14 protein-coding genes and 5 pseudogenes are annotated in these 14,108 nt (G+C 58.6%); 9 read left to right on the top strand and 10 right to left on the bottom strand.

Annotation, left to right across the window (positions count from 1 at the left end; translation table 11 throughout):
* Nucleotides 1-17: 17 nt before the first annotated feature.
* Nucleotides 18-2,277: pseudogene (locus tag ACFQAU_RS21860) on the bottom strand (heavy metal translocating P-type ATPase).
* A gap of 83 nt (nucleotides 2,278-2,360) precedes the next feature.
* Nucleotides 2,361-3,143, bottom strand: a complete 783-nt coding sequence (locus ACFQAU_RS21855; protein ID WP_132446306.1) for a ZIP family metal transporter — start codon at nucleotides 3,141-3,143, stop codon at nucleotides 2,361-2,363.
* Nucleotides 3,144-3,297: 154 nt separating this feature from the next.
* Here ACFQAU_RS21855 and ACFQAU_RS21850 point away from each other — a divergent pair, with 154 nt between their 5' ends.
* Both ACFQAU_RS21850 and ACFQAU_RS21845 read left to right on the top strand, forming a co-directional pair.
* The gene (locus ACFQAU_RS21850) at nucleotides 3,298-3,723 is read left to right on the top strand and encodes a MerR family transcriptional regulator (RefSeq protein ID WP_132446308.1); all 426 of its coding nucleotides are present in this window, start codon (nucleotides 3,298-3,300) and stop codon (nucleotides 3,721-3,723) included.
* On the top strand, nucleotides 3,723-4,046 hold the full coding sequence (locus ACFQAU_RS21845) for a YnfA family protein (RefSeq protein ID WP_132446310.1): 324 nt from the start codon (nucleotides 3,723-3,725) through the stop codon (nucleotides 4,044-4,046). The genes ACFQAU_RS21850 and ACFQAU_RS21845 overlap by 1 nt, the downstream gene beginning before the upstream one ends.
* 38 nt (nucleotides 4,047-4,084) lie before the next feature.
* Here ACFQAU_RS21845 and ACFQAU_RS21840 read toward each other — a convergent pair whose 3' ends face one another.
* From ACFQAU_RS21840 to ACFQAU_RS21830, 3 genes and pseudogenes are all read right to left on the bottom strand, one after another.
* Nucleotides 4,085-4,741 (bottom strand): transmembrane anchor protein, encoded by a 657-nt coding sequence (locus ACFQAU_RS21840; protein ID WP_132446312.1) that lies wholly within the window; start codon nucleotides 4,739-4,741, stop codon nucleotides 4,085-4,087.
* A 17-nt stretch (nucleotides 4,742-4,758) separates the two neighbouring features.
* Nucleotides 4,759-5,486: pseudogene (locus ACFQAU_RS21835) on the bottom strand (HupE/UreJ family protein).
* Nucleotides 5,487-5,543: 57 nt separating this feature from the next.
* Complete coding sequence (locus tag ACFQAU_RS21830; RefSeq protein ID WP_132446316.1) at nucleotides 5,544-5,900, bottom strand: hypothetical protein; 357 nt, start codon at nucleotides 5,898-5,900, stop codon at nucleotides 5,544-5,546.
* A gap of 80 nt (nucleotides 5,901-5,980) precedes the next feature.
* Between ACFQAU_RS21830 and ACFQAU_RS21825 the strand changes: the two genes are divergently transcribed.
* Together ACFQAU_RS21825 and ACFQAU_RS21820 are read left to right on the top strand one after the other, a co-directional pair.
* On the top strand, nucleotides 5,981-6,241 hold the full coding sequence (locus ACFQAU_RS21825) for a metal-sensing transcriptional repressor (RefSeq protein ID WP_132446318.1): 261 nt from the start codon (nucleotides 5,981-5,983) through the stop codon (nucleotides 6,239-6,241).
* Nucleotides 6,242-6,248: 7 nt separating this feature from the next.
* Nucleotides 6,249-7,478, top strand: a complete 1,230-nt coding sequence (locus ACFQAU_RS21820) for an MFS transporter (protein ID WP_132446320.1) — start codon at nucleotides 6,249-6,251, stop codon at nucleotides 7,476-7,478.
* A 120-nt stretch (nucleotides 7,479-7,598) separates the two neighbouring features.
* Here ACFQAU_RS21820 and ACFQAU_RS21815 read toward each other — a convergent pair whose 3' ends face one another.
* Nucleotides 7,599-8,453 carry a sterol desaturase family protein gene (locus tag ACFQAU_RS21815; protein WP_132446322.1) on the bottom strand — a complete coding sequence of 285 codons (855 nt, stop codon included), beginning with the start codon at nucleotides 8,451-8,453 and terminating at the stop codon, nucleotides 7,599-7,601.
* A 58-nt stretch (nucleotides 8,454-8,511) separates the two neighbouring features.
* Between ACFQAU_RS21815 and ACFQAU_RS21810 the strand changes: the two genes are divergently transcribed.
* Nucleotides 8,512-9,207 carry an ArsR/SmtB family transcription factor gene (locus tag ACFQAU_RS21810; protein ID WP_386285327.1) on the top strand — a complete coding sequence of 232 codons (696 nt, stop codon included), beginning with the start codon at nucleotides 8,512-8,514 and terminating at the stop codon, nucleotides 9,205-9,207.
* 31 nt (nucleotides 9,208-9,238) lie between these two features.
* Here ACFQAU_RS21810 and ACFQAU_RS22155 read toward each other — a convergent pair.
* Both ACFQAU_RS22155 and ACFQAU_RS22150 read right to left on the bottom strand, forming a co-directional pair.
* Nucleotides 9,239-9,445 (bottom strand): annotated as a pseudogene (locus tag ACFQAU_RS22155) (IS110 family transposase); the annotation flags it as partial.
* Complete coding sequence (locus tag ACFQAU_RS22150; protein WP_465320864.1) at nucleotides 9,441-9,668, bottom strand: hypothetical protein; 228 nt, start codon at nucleotides 9,666-9,668, stop codon at nucleotides 9,441-9,443. The pseudogene ACFQAU_RS22155 and the gene ACFQAU_RS22150, both read right to left, overlap by 5 nt.
* A 168-nt stretch (nucleotides 9,669-9,836) precedes the next feature.
* On the opposite strand from ACFQAU_RS22150, the pseudogene ACFQAU_RS21805 reads away from it, so the two are divergent.
* The 3 genes and pseudogenes from ACFQAU_RS21805 (at nucleotide 9,837) to ACFQAU_RS21795 (ending at nucleotide 11,653) form a co-directional block, all read left to right on the top strand.
* A pseudogene (locus ACFQAU_RS21805) lies at nucleotides 9,837-10,546 on the top strand (IS6 family transposase).
* A gap of 127 nt (nucleotides 10,547-10,673) precedes the next feature.
* A pseudogene (locus ACFQAU_RS21800) lies at nucleotides 10,674-10,994 on the top strand (pirin family protein); the annotation flags it as partial.
* A gap of 131 nt (nucleotides 10,995-11,125) precedes the next feature.
* A complete protein-coding gene (locus tag ACFQAU_RS21795) occupies nucleotides 11,126-11,653 on the top strand; it encodes a nicotinate phosphoribosyltransferase (protein ID WP_132446328.1) in 528 nt (175 codons plus the stop codon).
* A gap of 67 nt (nucleotides 11,654-11,720) precedes the next feature.
* On the opposite strand, the gene ACFQAU_RS21790 is transcribed toward ACFQAU_RS21795, so the two are convergent.
* Entirely contained in the window at nucleotides 11,721-11,960 is a 240-nt protein-coding gene (locus ACFQAU_RS21790) for a hypothetical protein (protein ID WP_165935606.1), read from the bottom strand.
* A gap of 83 nt (nucleotides 11,961-12,043) precedes the next feature.
* Between ACFQAU_RS21790 and ACFQAU_RS21785 the strand changes: the two genes are divergently transcribed.
* Nucleotides 12,044-12,541, top strand: a complete 498-nt coding sequence (locus tag ACFQAU_RS21785) for a DDE-type integrase/transposase/recombinase (protein ID WP_386285321.1) — start codon at nucleotides 12,044-12,046, stop codon at nucleotides 12,539-12,541.
* A 171-nt stretch (nucleotides 12,542-12,712) separates the two neighbouring features.
* On the opposite strand, the gene ACFQAU_RS21780 is transcribed toward ACFQAU_RS21785, so the two are convergent.
* The gene (locus ACFQAU_RS21780) at nucleotides 12,713-13,999 is read right to left on the bottom strand and encodes an ATP-binding protein (RefSeq protein WP_132446330.1); all 1,287 of its coding nucleotides are present in this window, start codon (nucleotides 13,997-13,999) and stop codon (nucleotides 12,713-12,715) included.
* Nucleotides 14,000-14,108 lie beyond the last annotated feature (109 nt).

Genomic DNA, 14,108 nt, shown 5'->3' with positions numbered 1-14,108 from the left:
AAAGTCCTTCCAAAGGTTCAACCTGTCGTTTCATTTGTTCCATGGGTTGTAGGGCGGCGGCGGGGTTCGGCCAACCGCTCAGCGGTGGTTGGCCGGAAAAACAGCAGCCGCAGGGCGTTGAGCGTCACCAAAACAGTCGCGCCAGTATCCGCCAAGATCGCGATCCAGAGGCCGGTGATCCCAAATATTGTGGTGACAAGGAACACGGCCTTCAGCCCAAGGGCGATAGCGATGTTCTGCCGGATATTGCCCATCGCTGCGCGGGCAAGGCGGATCTGGCCGGGCACGTCTGTCACCCGATCACGCAGGATGGCGGCATCGGCGGTCTCGAGCGCTACATCGGTGCCGGACCCCATTGCAACGCCCACATGGGCCGCAGCCAATGCCGGGGCGTCGTTGATGCCGTCGCCGATCATCATGACCCTCGCCTCTGCCGTGAGGTTTTGAATGGCCGCGACCTTATCCTCTGGCATCAGCTCGGCCCGGTGGTCGATGCCAAGCCCTCTGCGATGGCCGAAGCTGTGCGCCGATTGTCCCCGGTGAGCATTACCGATGAAATGCCCAAGGCGCTCAACTGCGCCACAGCCTCTGCCGCATCGGCGCGGGGTTCATCGCGCAGGGCGATTAGTCCTTGGGCCACGTCGTCGCGCAGCACGATCACCACGGTTTTACCCTGCGTTTCGAGTGTTTCGACTTGGGCGCGCAAAGTCTCTGAGAGCGCCCCGCGCTCAGCGGCCAAACGGGGGAGCCGACGCAGATGGTTGCTCCTGCGATCACCGCCTGAGCGCCTTTGCCAGCCAAGGCGCGGGACTGTGTCGCGGCGGCAGGATCGATCCCGCCTGTTTTAGCCGCGCCGCAAATGGCTTGCCCAAGCGGGTGGCTCGAGCCGTTCTCAACCCCTGCGGCAAGGGCCAGAAGGTCAGCTTCATTTCCCATTAGCACCTGCACATCGGTCACCCGCGGCTTGCCGTGGGTCAGCGTTCCGGTTTTGTCAAAGGCCACATGGGTAACCCGCGCCGCCGCTTCGATCACCGCGCCGCCCTTCATCAGCAACCCATTGCGCGCCCCGGCGGACAGTGCTGAGGTGATTGACGCAGGCACCGAAATCACCAGCGCGCAGGGGCAGCCGATCAGCAGCAAAGCCAGCGCCCGATAGATCCATTCGTCCCAACCGCCGCCGAAGGCGAGCGGCGGCACCACGGCAACCAGAGCGGCCATGCCGACCACGGCAGGCATGTAGACGCGGCTGAACCGATCAATGAAACGCTCGGTCGGCGCACGGACGCTTTCGGCCTCTTCCACCAGCCGCACAATGCGGGCGATGGTGTTGTCCGCGGCGGCCTTGGTGACGCGCACGCGCAGCAGCGCTTCTGTGTTGATCGACCCGGCAAAGACATCCGCGCCCGGTTCTTTAAGGCGCGGCACGCTCTCCCCGGTAACGGGGCTTTCGTCGACGCCCGAAGTGCCGCTGACCACCTCGCCGTCACAGGGCACCCGGTCCCCAGGGCGCACCTGCACAATCTGGCCGACGCTGAGTGCCTCTGCCGCCACCTCCCGCGTCTTGTTGCTCACCTCAAGCCGCGCCGTTTTCGGCACCAGCTTGGTCAGCGCACGGATGCTGTTGCGTGCCTTCCCAGCAGAGACACCCTCCAGCAATTCGCCGACGGCAAAAAGAAAGACCACCAACGCGGCTTCTTCCGGCTCTCCGATCACGAGCGCACCGCTGGCGGCGATGGTCATCAGCATTTCGATGGTAAAGGGCATGCCCACCTGCGCCATGGCAAAGGCCCGGCGGGCGACGGGGATTAACCCGATCAACGTGGCGATGACAAAGGCCCAGTGCGAAACCTCAGCCGGCAGGACAAGCCGCGATGCCCATGCCGCTGCGAGCAAGGCACCGCTGCCGAGGACCAAGCGGCCTTTCATAGTTTGATACCAAGCGGGGTCTGGTGTCTCTTCGGGCGCAGAGTCCTGAGGCACGGCCCCTGCCCCACCGATCACCGCATCGTCCGGCAGGATGAAACCGCCCTTGGGCCTCTCTGCCTTTGACCCCTTCGGAGAGATGCCAAAACCGATGCCCCGCACGGCTTTCTCGATACGCTCGGGCGAAGTCTCTCCCTCATCCAGCGTTAGGCGCAGCCGTTCGGACATCAGCGCGACATCAACATCCGCGACCCCCGGCAAGCGCTCCACCGCGCCACGCACCTTGGCCGCGCAGGCGCCGCAGTCCATCCCCGTGACGCGCCATTCCCGTTGTGCGGTGTTTCCGTCCGCCATCTCTGTTTCCAATCCAATTCACAGTCAGGAGCAGAGATACAACCTACAGCAACTGTAGCTTCAAGCGCTTTTCGAAGATTTTTTTAGCCCAGCCAAACGTCAAGAAATAGCATAAGCACCAGCCCAATCGCCAAACCGAGCGTCGCCTTGTTCTGATGCCCGCTGCGATGGGTTTCGGGAATGATCTCATGGCTGATGACGTAAAGCATCGCCCCAGCGGCAAAGGCCAGCCCCCAAGGCAACAACGGCTCAGACAGTGCGATGATCCCGGCGCCGAGCAGACCGCCGATTGGTTCAACCATCCCGGTGAGGGCCGCAATGCCCCATGCGCGGCCTTTGGAGTAACCTTCGCCTAAGAGCGCCACCGCAACTGCGAGCCCTTCGGGTGCATTTTGCAACCCGATACCGAGCGCCAGTGCCATGCCGCCCGACAGCCCATCCGCGCCGAAGCCCACACCAACGGCCAGACCTTCGGGGAAATTGTGGATCGTGATCGCAATGATGAAAAGCCACACCCGTCGAAGCGATGCCGCCGCTGGCCCCTCTCGGCCCGTCTTGAAGTGTTCATGCGGCAGAAGCTCGTTCATGAGGGCCACGGCCCCCATGCCAAGCAAGATCGCCACACAAACGATCGCGGCAGGCGTGGCCTCGTTGTCATACCGCAGACCTGCTGCATCCAGTGCCGGGATGATGAGCGAATAGAAAGACGCCGCCAGCATCACCCCCGCGGCAAACCCCAACGACAGGTCGCGCGTTGCCCGCGACGGGGTGCGCCCAAAGAGCACCGGCACGGCCCCCACGGCGGTCATAGCCCCCGCAGCCAGACTGCCGAGAAATCCGAGCATCAATGGTGACATCGTCTCCAAGGGGGAATCCTTCCTCAACATCTGCTATGTGCAGCCGTCGACGACATAGTCCGCCGGGCCATTCGGCCAAGCCTATGGGAAGGATCGTGCTCCGTCCACTTGCGCCAAACCACCGAGCAACCTACAGAGACTATAGGTTATAGGAGGCTCAGACATGCTCGCCATCGGCACACTCGCAAAACGCACCGGCACCAAGGTGCAGACGATCCGGTATTACGAGCAGATCGGCCTTATGCATGAACCCGGCCGAACCGAAGGCGGCCAACGGCGGTATGGCGATGCCGAATTGGACCGCCTCTCCTTCATCCGCCATTCCCGCCAGCTCGGCTTCTCGCTGGAGGCGATCCGAGAGTTGCTGGACCTTTCTGATACGCCCGACCGGTCCTGTGCGCAGGTCGATGCCATCGCCCAAAAACAACTTCGCCAAGTCGAGGCACGCCTTGTGCGGCTCGAAGCCCTCCGCGTTGAGTTGCAACGCATGATCGGTGCCTGCAATGCGGATCGGGTGGCCGACTGTCGCATCCTTGAGGTGCTGCGCGACCATGAGGAATGCCTTGCCGATCACGGGGCCACCGCCTGATGCCCGCCGCCTTGCTCTATCCGCTTGCGGCATTGGCTGAGATCGTCGGGTGTTTTGCGGTCTGGGCGTGGTGGCGCGGCGCATCGCCGCTGTGGCTGGTGCCGGGGCTGCTGAGCTTGGCGTTGTTTGCGGGGTTACTGGCTTTGGTCGAAGCCGGGTTCGCCGGGCGCGCTTTTGCGGCCTATGGTGGCATCTATATCGCGGCATCGCTGGTGTGGATGTGGGCTGTAGAAGGGCAGCGGCCTGATCTTTGGGATGCTGCCGGGGCGGGCCTCTGCATTCTTGGCGCAGCGTTGATTATTCTTGCGCCCCGCGCCGGATAGGCTGCCGACCCTTCTGAAAGGACCGGCAGCCACGCGGTTTAGCTGGCGTCTTTGAATTCGTCGTATTCGCCGCGCACCTGAACGGTCACCGTCACTTCGGTCTTGTCACGGTTGCGCCAGAACCAGCCGTGTTCACCTGCGAAACCGGCGGTGATTTCGCCCTCTTCACCGGTCGAGCCGCGGCCTTTGTAATAGGTTTCGGATTGGCCCGACCCATGACCGTGCAGATCAAAGTTCACACGCCCTCCGTCGACCAACATAGCGTATTGCGCGGTTTGGCCTTCTTCCATCAGCAACTTCCACTCGGCAGACTCGCCCGGTGCCAGCGTGAACGTGATTTCATCGCGCCATTCTTGCACGGGTTTAGACGGCACCTCTTCGGCATGGGCGGCCCCGACGAAGACGCTGAAGATGTCGTTCATCAGGCTGGATTGCTCTTGGGTCACAAGCGCGCCCTGCTCTTCCAGCGCTTTGATGCGGTCCGCTTCGGCCTCTGCGGCAAGCTGGCTTTTGATCTCGCCCATTTCAGCGAGCCCAAGCACGCCGCCGATCCCGGTGGGGTCGATGTCGTATTCGGCGGGCAGCACCACGGTCACGAGGATCGCGACAGCGCTGGCCGCTGCAATGGCGGTGGAGCGGATGAGCTGCGCGGAGGTGGGCAATTGGTTGAGGCTTGGTTTTTCTGCGTTGAACATGTGGTTCTCCTATTTGCTTACGCGGCTACGAAATAGCCGGTGATTTGAAGGCCCATGAGGATGAACCCCATAGCCATCATGATGACGTTTGCGGTGTAGGCTTGGCGGAAGAAGTTGGGTGATTTCCGCCAAAAGCCCATGACGATAAGGATGACGGCAAGCGCCATCAGCTGGCCCATCTCAACGCCCACATTGAACGCCAGAAGGTTGGCCAAAAGGCCGTCCGAGGCGATCTCGTAGTCGAGAAGCTTGGTGGCCAGACCGGTGCCGTGGAAGAAGCCAAAGATCAGCGTTGCAACCTTGGTATTGGGCTGCACGCCGAACCAGCGTTGATAAGCGCCAAGGTTGTCGAGCGCCTTATAGACAACCGACAGGCCAATAATGGCATCAACGATATAGGCGTTGATGCCCCAGCCGAACCAAACACCCGCCAGCATCGTGGTCGAATGCCCCACAGCAAAAATGCTGACATAGATGCCGACGTCTTTCATCTTGTAGAGGAAGAAGACGACGCCGAACAAAAACAGAATGTGGTCGTAGCCCGTCACCATGTGTTTGGCACCGAGATACATGAAGGGAATAATGTTCACCCCCAGATTTCCTGAATATAGCCCGCATCCCCGGGCGTGACATTATGCGCCAAGGCATAGCTTGCGCTCTGAATGAGCAAGGTGGTTGTGACAAGGGACAGGATCGCGATCCGGCGTGTGCCAAAATCGGTCCAGCCCCGTGGGACTGTGTTCATGGATTGAACTCCGCGTATGTGATTTGTGAGGAATGGGAGCGCCAGTGGCGCGGCCAGTCACACGCGCGGCGGTCGTTCGATCAGGTAGACCCTTGAGGTATTTGCAGAAGCGGCACTGAGCCGCCAAGCGGCCCTGTAGACATCGACGGGTTGCGCGGCCAAGGCGCGGCCAAACACGACGGCTTGGCTATGATCATGGTCCGCACTGTCGTGACTGTGCCCATGCATGGCCCAAACAAGGTCTTCTTCTAACCCGTGAGAGTGCCCGTGATCCGCGATCATCTGTTCATGTTCCTGAAGAACATCCAACACCGCAGGAACATGGGAAGAGGTCGGCACTACGGACCAGACAAGCACGGCCACACAGAGAAGCATCGCAAAAGCGGCTTGCCCAGTTGTCCGTAGAAAAGTCATCTGTCCTGTCTGCCCTCTCGTCAATTACGCGGCGCTCTTCGCCGTCTTGCTCTATCCCCCGAGGGGGATACGGTCTTAGTATGTCAGATACCTATATTCATGCAAGTCATCCCGCCCTCATCGCCCGGCTGAAACGTGCCGATGGGCATCTACGTGCGGTGATTGCGATGTTGGAGGCAGGCAAGCCTTGCGTCGACGTGGCGCAGCAGCTTCAGGCCGTTGAGAAGGCTGTGACCAACGCCAAACGCGTGTTGATCCATGACCACATTGATCATTGCCTTGAGGTCGATGGCTCTGAGAGTGATCGCGCCGAACTCAAAGCGATCACCCGTTACCTCTGAGGGCGCTATGCTGGCTGTTCTATCGGATCGCACCTACCGACATCTTTTCCTTGCTCAAGTTGTCGCGCTTCTCGGCACTGGCTTGGCAACGATGGCGCTTGGCCTATTGGCCTATGATCTGGCCGGGGAGCGGGCGGCTATGGTGTTGGGCACCGTCTTCACGATCAAGATGGTGGCCTATGTCGCCATCGCGCCCATTGCCGGCGCCTTTGCCGAGCGGCTGCCGCGCCGCGCTCTTTTGGTCACGTTGGACTTGGTGCGGGCTGCGGTGGCCTTTGCCCTCCCTTTCGTAACCGAGATCTGGCAGATCTATGTCCTGATCTTCTTCCTGCAATCAGCCTCAGCCGCCTTTACGCCGACCTTTCAGGCAACCATACCTGACGTGCTGCCGGATGAGGCGCGCTATACCAGAGCACTGTCCCTGTCCCGCTTAGCCTATGATCTGGAGAATATTATCTCGCCCGCGCTGGCCGCTGTGTTGCTGACGGTGATGAGCTATAACACCCTGTTTCTTGGGACGGTCGTAGGGTTTGGGGCCTCGGCACTACTGGTGCTGACAGTCGTCTTGCCCAGCCCCAAAGCGACAGTCCCGCGCGGAATTTATGATCGCACCACGCGGGGGTTGCGGATCTACCTCGCAACACCGCGGTTGCGCGGGCTGCTGGGGCTGAACCTCGCGGTGTCGTCGGCGGGCGCAATGGTTCTTGTGAACTCGGTCGTGCTGGTGCGGGGGCAACTGGGGCTTGATGATGCGGCACTGGCTTGGTCGATGTTTTCCTTCGGGGCTGGCAGCATGAGCGCGGCGCTGGTTCTGCCCATAGTGCTGGACAGATTTCCCGACAGACCCGTCATGCTGACAGGGGCTTGGCTGATGGTCGCGGCTCTGTTTGGGATCGCAGCAGGCATTATAGGTTTCGGCTTATCTTGGCCCCTCCTGCTGACGATTTGGCTGCTCATCGGCCTGGGCAATTCCGCGGTTCTGACCCCATCGGGCCGTCTCTTGCGCCGATCGGCCCAGCCAGAAGACCGGCCTGCTGTATTTGCAGCGCAATTTGCGCTATCCCACGCCTGCTGGCTGCTCACTTATCCTTTGGCAGGTTGGACCATGACCGCATTCGGTACGGTTCCAGCGCTGATACTGCTGGGTAGTTTGGCCGCACTCGGGATTGTAGCGGCTCTGCGCTTTTGGCCCGCTGACGTGTCGGATAACGCGGGTGTCTCTCGCACGCAGTTCTGAATATGACGGGCCGCAGTGGGGGGCGTCGCCGCATGGTCCTCACACATCAGGGGTCTTTGCGGCGGCAGGATGTAGGCGCGGCTGCGTTTCCGCGCCCAGTTGATTACGGATGAACTCTGATCATTCGACAGGCTCTTTCGTCGTGGCCTTCGGGTCGAGTGCGCCGCCCGATGCTGGGCCGCGAACCGGCTGGATCAGCATGCGATCAAGCCAGAGGTCCCGGCGCGTGCGAAACTGCTCGATCCCGATCTCCATCCCCTCATGCCCCTTGGCGGGCTGGGCGACATAGGTCCCCAAAAGATGGTCCCACCACGGCAGGTTAAAGCCGTAATTCGAGTTGGTCTCACGTGGGTCAACGGAGTGGTGAACACGGTGCATGTCAGGGGTCACCACGAAGAGGCGCAGTATCCGATCCACCGGGCGCGGCAGTTTGATATCGGCGTGGTTGAACATTGCGGTCGCGTTCAAAACCACCTCAAACAGCAGCACTGCCACGGCGGGCGGGCCGAGGGCGGCGACCACCGCGAGCTTGATGCCCATCGAGATGAGGATTTCAACCGGGTGGAACCGCAACCCCGTTGTCGCGTCGAAGTCGAGATCGGCGTGATGCATGCGGTGCAGCCGCCAGAGGCCGGGGACCGCGTGGAACATCACGTGTTGTAGGTAGATCGCCAGATCAAGCAGCAGCATTGAGGCGGTAATTGCCACCCAGACGGGCGAGTCAAAGTTATTAAAGAACCCCCAGCCCCGTTCCTCGGCCATGACGGCAAGGCCAACCGCTATGATCGGAAATGAAAGCCGCAAGATGATTGTATCGAGCGCCACCAGAGCGAGGTTGTTCGTCCAACGGATTACCCGCGGCACTTCCCGCCGACGACGCGGCGCCGCGACTTCCCAAAGGGCCATAACCGTAAGCACGCCCAGAAAAGCAGCAAGGCGGATTGTGGGTTCGGCAGAGAGAACGGTTTCAAACATGAAAAGAAGCTTTCCGGATTGTCTGGCGCACCAAATCTGCTATCATTCAACAGACTGATTGAATAAAGGTATCTTCAGGAGGTCTGCAATGTCAATGAGTCCGAAGGCCGCGCTGCTTGAAGAATACACACTGATCGCACGCGCTCTCGCTGCACCGGCGCGCCTATCGATCCTTGAGCAACTCGCACAGGGCGAGCGCGGCGTGGAGGCACTTGCAGCGAAAACCGGCCTGGCCTTTGCCAATTGTTCTCAGCACCTCCAGCATCTGCGCAGGGCTGGGCTCGCCACGAGTCGCCGTGAAGGAAAGGCCGTGATCTACCAGTTATCCGACAATAAGACGCTGGAATTGATGGACCTTCTTCGCATCATCGCAGAGCGGAATCTAGCTCAGGTTGAGCGCATCCTTCGCGGCCTCACTGGCGAAGATGACGCCCCCGAACCGATCAACCGCGCAGAACTGGCAGTCCGCCTCGCGCAGGGGGCGGTCACAGTGCTCGATGTAAGACCTTCGGACGAATACGCCGCCGGCCACATTCCGGGGGCGCGCAATGTGACTTTGGCGGAGTTAGATGGAATTCTTCCTTCACTGGCGCCAGATGCCGAGATCGTCGCCTATTGCCGCGGGCCTTACTGCGTCTACGCCCACCAAGCCGTTGCGACCCTACGCGGGTATGGTTTCAAAGCGCGGCGGCTCGAAGGCGGCCTGCCAGAATGGCGCGAAGATGGGCGCCCGGTTGTTGTAGCTGAGAGCTGAGCTTACGTTGGAAACTGGTCAAGTTGCGTTGGTCTGTCAGCCCACGATTAAGCCATTGTGATAAGGGGCCAGCCTCAAGGCCCAAGGCGACAATACCGCCGTCTAAGGTTTGAAGCCACACAAGCAGTGGCTCCGGTTCGCTGGCAACCTCAGCTTTTAGGACGATATTTCCATGCTCGCTGACTACGCAGATCGCGGTCTTCGCAAGCGAAATATCCAACCCGATAAACTTGTTAATTTACCATTCTGAAGTATGGAGCTCGATACGCATTCTCCATGCCAGAGTTCCGGCAAAACCCCATATCCATGTTGCTTGTTCCGTCAATTTGGCCGTAGGAAATGAACGATGCCCCCTTAACTCCATCTGCATTAGCAGAAAATGTAATGTCCCCCATCGCCAAGACTTGTCCATTGTAGACGCTCAGGGAGGAGGCGACCTTGAAACCTCCGAGGGTCATCAGCGGGTAATCCCCCTAAAATTAGCGGTGTTCAAAAGTAGAATTTTCTCGGCAAGATATCTGAGGAGATTTACGATGAAGAACGGACGATACAGCGACGCGCAGATCATGGCAGTGTTGAGGCGGCATTGCCAACTTGTTTGCGGAGCGGTGCTTGGTTAGGCATTGGGTATGAACTTATCATCGTCCATGCCGCGCCTGAAAGGCTATCGTTTTCCTCGCGAGATCGTCGCATATTCTGTCTGGGTCTACTATCGCTTCGCGCTCAGCACGGCAGATGTCGAGGACCTTTTGGCTGAACGGGGGTTACGGTCAGCCGTGAAACGATACGAAAATGGGTGAGCCGCTTTGGCTGCCACTTCGCCGACTGCATCAAGCGCGATAGACCAAGCGCGGCCGACAAATGGCATCTGGATGAGGTCGTCATCCCTATCAATGGAAGAAAGTACTGGCTTTGGCGGGCGGTTGATGCGAACGGTGACGTGCTTGATATTCTTGTTCAGCCTCAGCGAAACGCCAAGGCTGCGAGGCGTTTCCTGGCAAGGCTGATCGACCGGTTCGGTGAACCTCGCGTCGTGATCACGGACAAACTGCGCAGCTATTTCAAGCCAATCCGTGACCTTGCGCCGGGCGCGGATCATCGTGCGCACAAGGGCTTGAACAACCGGATCGAAGGATCGCATCGGCCGACCCGAAAGCAAGAGAAACTCATGGGACGGTTCAAAACACCCAGACAGGCCCAGAGATTTCTGGCGGCTCATGACCAGATCAACACAATCTTTCGTCCCCGCCGCTATCGTCTCACCGCTACTTCGTACCGTCACGCCCGATCTGATGCTTTAAACCTCTGGAATACCTATGCAGCGGAAATGAACGCTTGAAAACCAAGCGGCTCGCTCTTCTCAATCATCCGAAAACAAGTTGGCAATGCCGTTCATACCCAATGCCTAACCAAGCACCGCTCCGCAAACAAGTTGGCAATGCCGCTGGAGCCCCTGTCCCGACCCAATCCCCGGGGACGCGAAGAGCGTCGATGCGGTGGAGACGTTGATCGTCCCGCGCGCCGTCGATATTGGCGAAATGGAGGTGCGCCGCGCGCTGCCTTCGGACAAGCGTCAGATGGTCGGCCCGTTCATCTTCTTCGACCAAATGGGGCCGGCGGAATTCCTAACCGATCAGGGCATCGACGTGCGACCGCATCCGCATATCAGTCTCGCTACGCTAACCTATCTCTTCGAGGGGCAGATCCATCACCGCGACAGCCTCGGGACAGATCTGGCGATCGAGCCCGGTGCGGTGAACTGGATGAAGGCGGGCAGTTCTCATACCAAATTCGGCTATGGCCGGGTTTCCGGCGCCATCTCGCCAGCCGTTTCAAGTTCCCGGAACCAAGTCTTTCGCTCGCAGTTTCAGCTTTACCCTGCCCGTAACCCCATGGGCAGAATGAAGGAGGAACCACTATGTCAATGAATATGAAAACTCTGATGTCTGCACTGATGGCGACGACACTTTCCACAGCCACTTTCGCTCAATCCGCCAGCACCGATGGAAACGCTGGTGTTGGGGCTGACGTTAGTGCAGGAGCCAGTGTAGGTGCAGATGCGTCGACCAATGCGTCTGATAACAGCAACGCCGCCGCCGCTGACAAAGGCAATTCCAAAGCTGCGAAGGGGAACTATGGACAGCTGATCTCCGGCCTCCAGACTTCCGAAGTATCTGCGGATGTTGTGTCCGGCCTTGACGCGGAAGCTGACGCGACAATTACACTGCTATCTGAGCTGAAAGGTGAAGCTGCCGAGAACGCAAGCGCTTTGGACAATGCCCTGAGCAAGCAGGAAGAAGGCATTGCTGACCTGCGCACGGAAATCGAAGCGAATGCAGAGTTGATGTCCGCGCTGGAAGCCGAAGGGTATTCGGTTGATCAAGTAGTCGCCGTGAACTCTGCCAACTCCGGTGAGATCACCTTGGTTGTAGACGACAGCCAGTGATATAGGCTTGTCACGAGTGACACAGGCTGCTTGCGCCACGCTGTATAATGCAGCGTGGCGTTTTAGTTTATTCTTCAGTCACCGCAGCCCCGGCACCGATCAAATAAGGCGCAAGGCTGCTTTTCTTCGGCCCTGACAGCCGAATGCTCGCTGGCGTCCGCAGCAACTCCTTGAACGGCATTGCCAACTTGTTTGGTGTCTCGTGGCTGTCTAAATGTTTTCGATGAGCACGCCATCCACCATGCCCCGCCTGAAAGGTTACCGCTTCCCACGCGAGATCGTCGCCTATGCGGTCTGGGTCTACCATCGCTTCGCCCTCAGCACGGCTGACGTAGAGGACTTGCTCGCCGAACGAGGTGTGACGGTCAGCCGGGAGACCGTCCGGAAAGGGTGAACCGCTTTGGTTGCCATTTCGCAAACTGTATCAAACGCGACAGGCCTCCGGCGGCTGACAAATGGCATCTGGACGAAGTCGTCCATCCCTATAAACGGCCGCAAATACTGGCTCTGGCGGGTAGTGGACGCGAACGGGATGTGCTGGATATTCTCGTGCAACCTCAGCGCAACGCCAAGGCAGCGCGACGTTTCCTAAAGCGACTCATCGCCCGGTTCGGCGAGCCCCGGGTGGTCGTGACGGACAAGTTGCGCAGCTATTTCAAGCCTATCCGCGAGCTTGCACCAAACGCGGATCATCGCGCACACAAGGGTTTGAACAACCGGATTGAAGGCTCGCCGGGCCGATGCTTTCGACCTCTGGAATACCTATGCAGCGGAAATGGCCCCTTGAGAACCCGGCGGCCAACTTTGCAACGCGACCGTTACGACAACCATGCACATCAAAAAATAAAGTGCGTAGAAAAAGATAACTCGAAAGAAGTTAAAAATTGATGCCACTAACGAAACCCTCTTACGGATTACATTAGTTTGCGAGGTTTTCGATGCAATCACTATCGCTAAAGTAAAAGTGCAAATCTCTATAATTTTTCAATGACTACGCTCTTGGCCCACGTCGCGACGAGAGCAGACCAAGGCAGGGCTTATGAGACATCATATGGCAACCTAGGCATTGATGTCGCTCCAAAGGGCGCTCACCGGGAGAGCAAAGTTCCTATCGCCAAAGGTGAGTTTTTCTTTACCCAAGTAAAGCACGATCCCAGTACATATCCTGCTGCCTCCAGGCCCGTCTTTTGAGAACCATTTGAGATGTTTGAAGTCATCACCGCTGACCGATGCAGAGGCCTTGACCTCGACACAGACCAGGTGGCTGCCGCCGTCGATCAGGATGTCAATCTCCCGCTGGTCCGCACTGCGCCAGTGATAGAGCCGATAGTCAGCATCCTGCATTGGGACGGCTCTCAGCAGTTCGTTCAAAACAAAGCTCTCCAGCAGACCCCCGAGAGCTTGCGGATTGTTGTCGATGGTAAAGGTATCTTCAGTGAAGCGACGCAAGGCGCAAGCGATGCCTAAATCTGCGAAGTGATATTTTGGGTTCTTGATTTCCCGCTTGCCCTCACCCGATGTCCAGGCACCCAGTTTGGTGAGCATCGATAATCGTATCAGGATGTCCAGATATTGCTCGACCGTAACGCGTTGGAGCTTGGTCAGTTTGGCAAGTTCGGACGCGTTGATTTCTTGAGCCGACCGTGTCGCCATTTGGTCTATCAGGATACGCAGCGCATCTGGTTTTCGGACCGGCGTGATATCTGCCACATCGCGCTCAACGACCGCGTCGATATAGTCCCTATACTGCCGCTGACGGGATCTGATTGGCAACGTTCTGGTTTCGGGAAACCCACCTTCCAGAATGAAATCAATGTAATCACTTCGGGTGATTGGCTCTGGATCGGCCACTTGTCCCAGCTTCGGGTCTTTTTGCATCGCCCAATCCATTAGGCGGCTGACAGGTGCTCTTTTGATTTCCGCAACTGACAAGGGCCAGAGCTTGAGTGTGCGCATCCTGCCTGCGAGAGAGTCCGCGACATCAGTGGTCGTAAATACATTGGAGGATCCGGTAAGTACAAATTGCCCTTTGCGCCGATTGGTATCGACCACCCTCTTAATTGCCAGAGCCAGCTTTTTAGACCGCTGAGCCTCATCGATGATAAGCGGTGCGTGGTCCAGGTCTTCCATTAGACTGGTGAGCTGCCCTTCTGGGTCAGCTTCAATGGCGGCTAAGACTGCAGCGTCATCCAAAGTGATAAAACGGCCATTGCCAAACAGGTCTCTTACAAGTGTCGTCTTACCAACCTGCCTCGGGCCGATGAGGTTAACTACACGCGCTGATGCGATCGCGTCTTCAAGCTCTGGAATGAGGTGTCTTGGCAGATAGTCTTCTGTATCACTCATGGACCGGCGCTTCCCTTTCGAGCTTTGCAGAACGCCCCTCGTATGAGGGGTCTGGTTCCTTACCACTGGTTGCTTATTAGAGAACCCACCATTTGTCTATTAGAACATC

The organism is Sulfitobacter profundi (genome assembly GCF_042661425.1).
Taxonomy (GTDB): Bacteria; Pseudomonadota; Alphaproteobacteria; order Rhodobacterales; family Rhodobacteraceae; genus Sulfitobacter; species Sulfitobacter profundi.
This window is presented reverse-complemented; position numbering and strand designations above follow the sequence as displayed.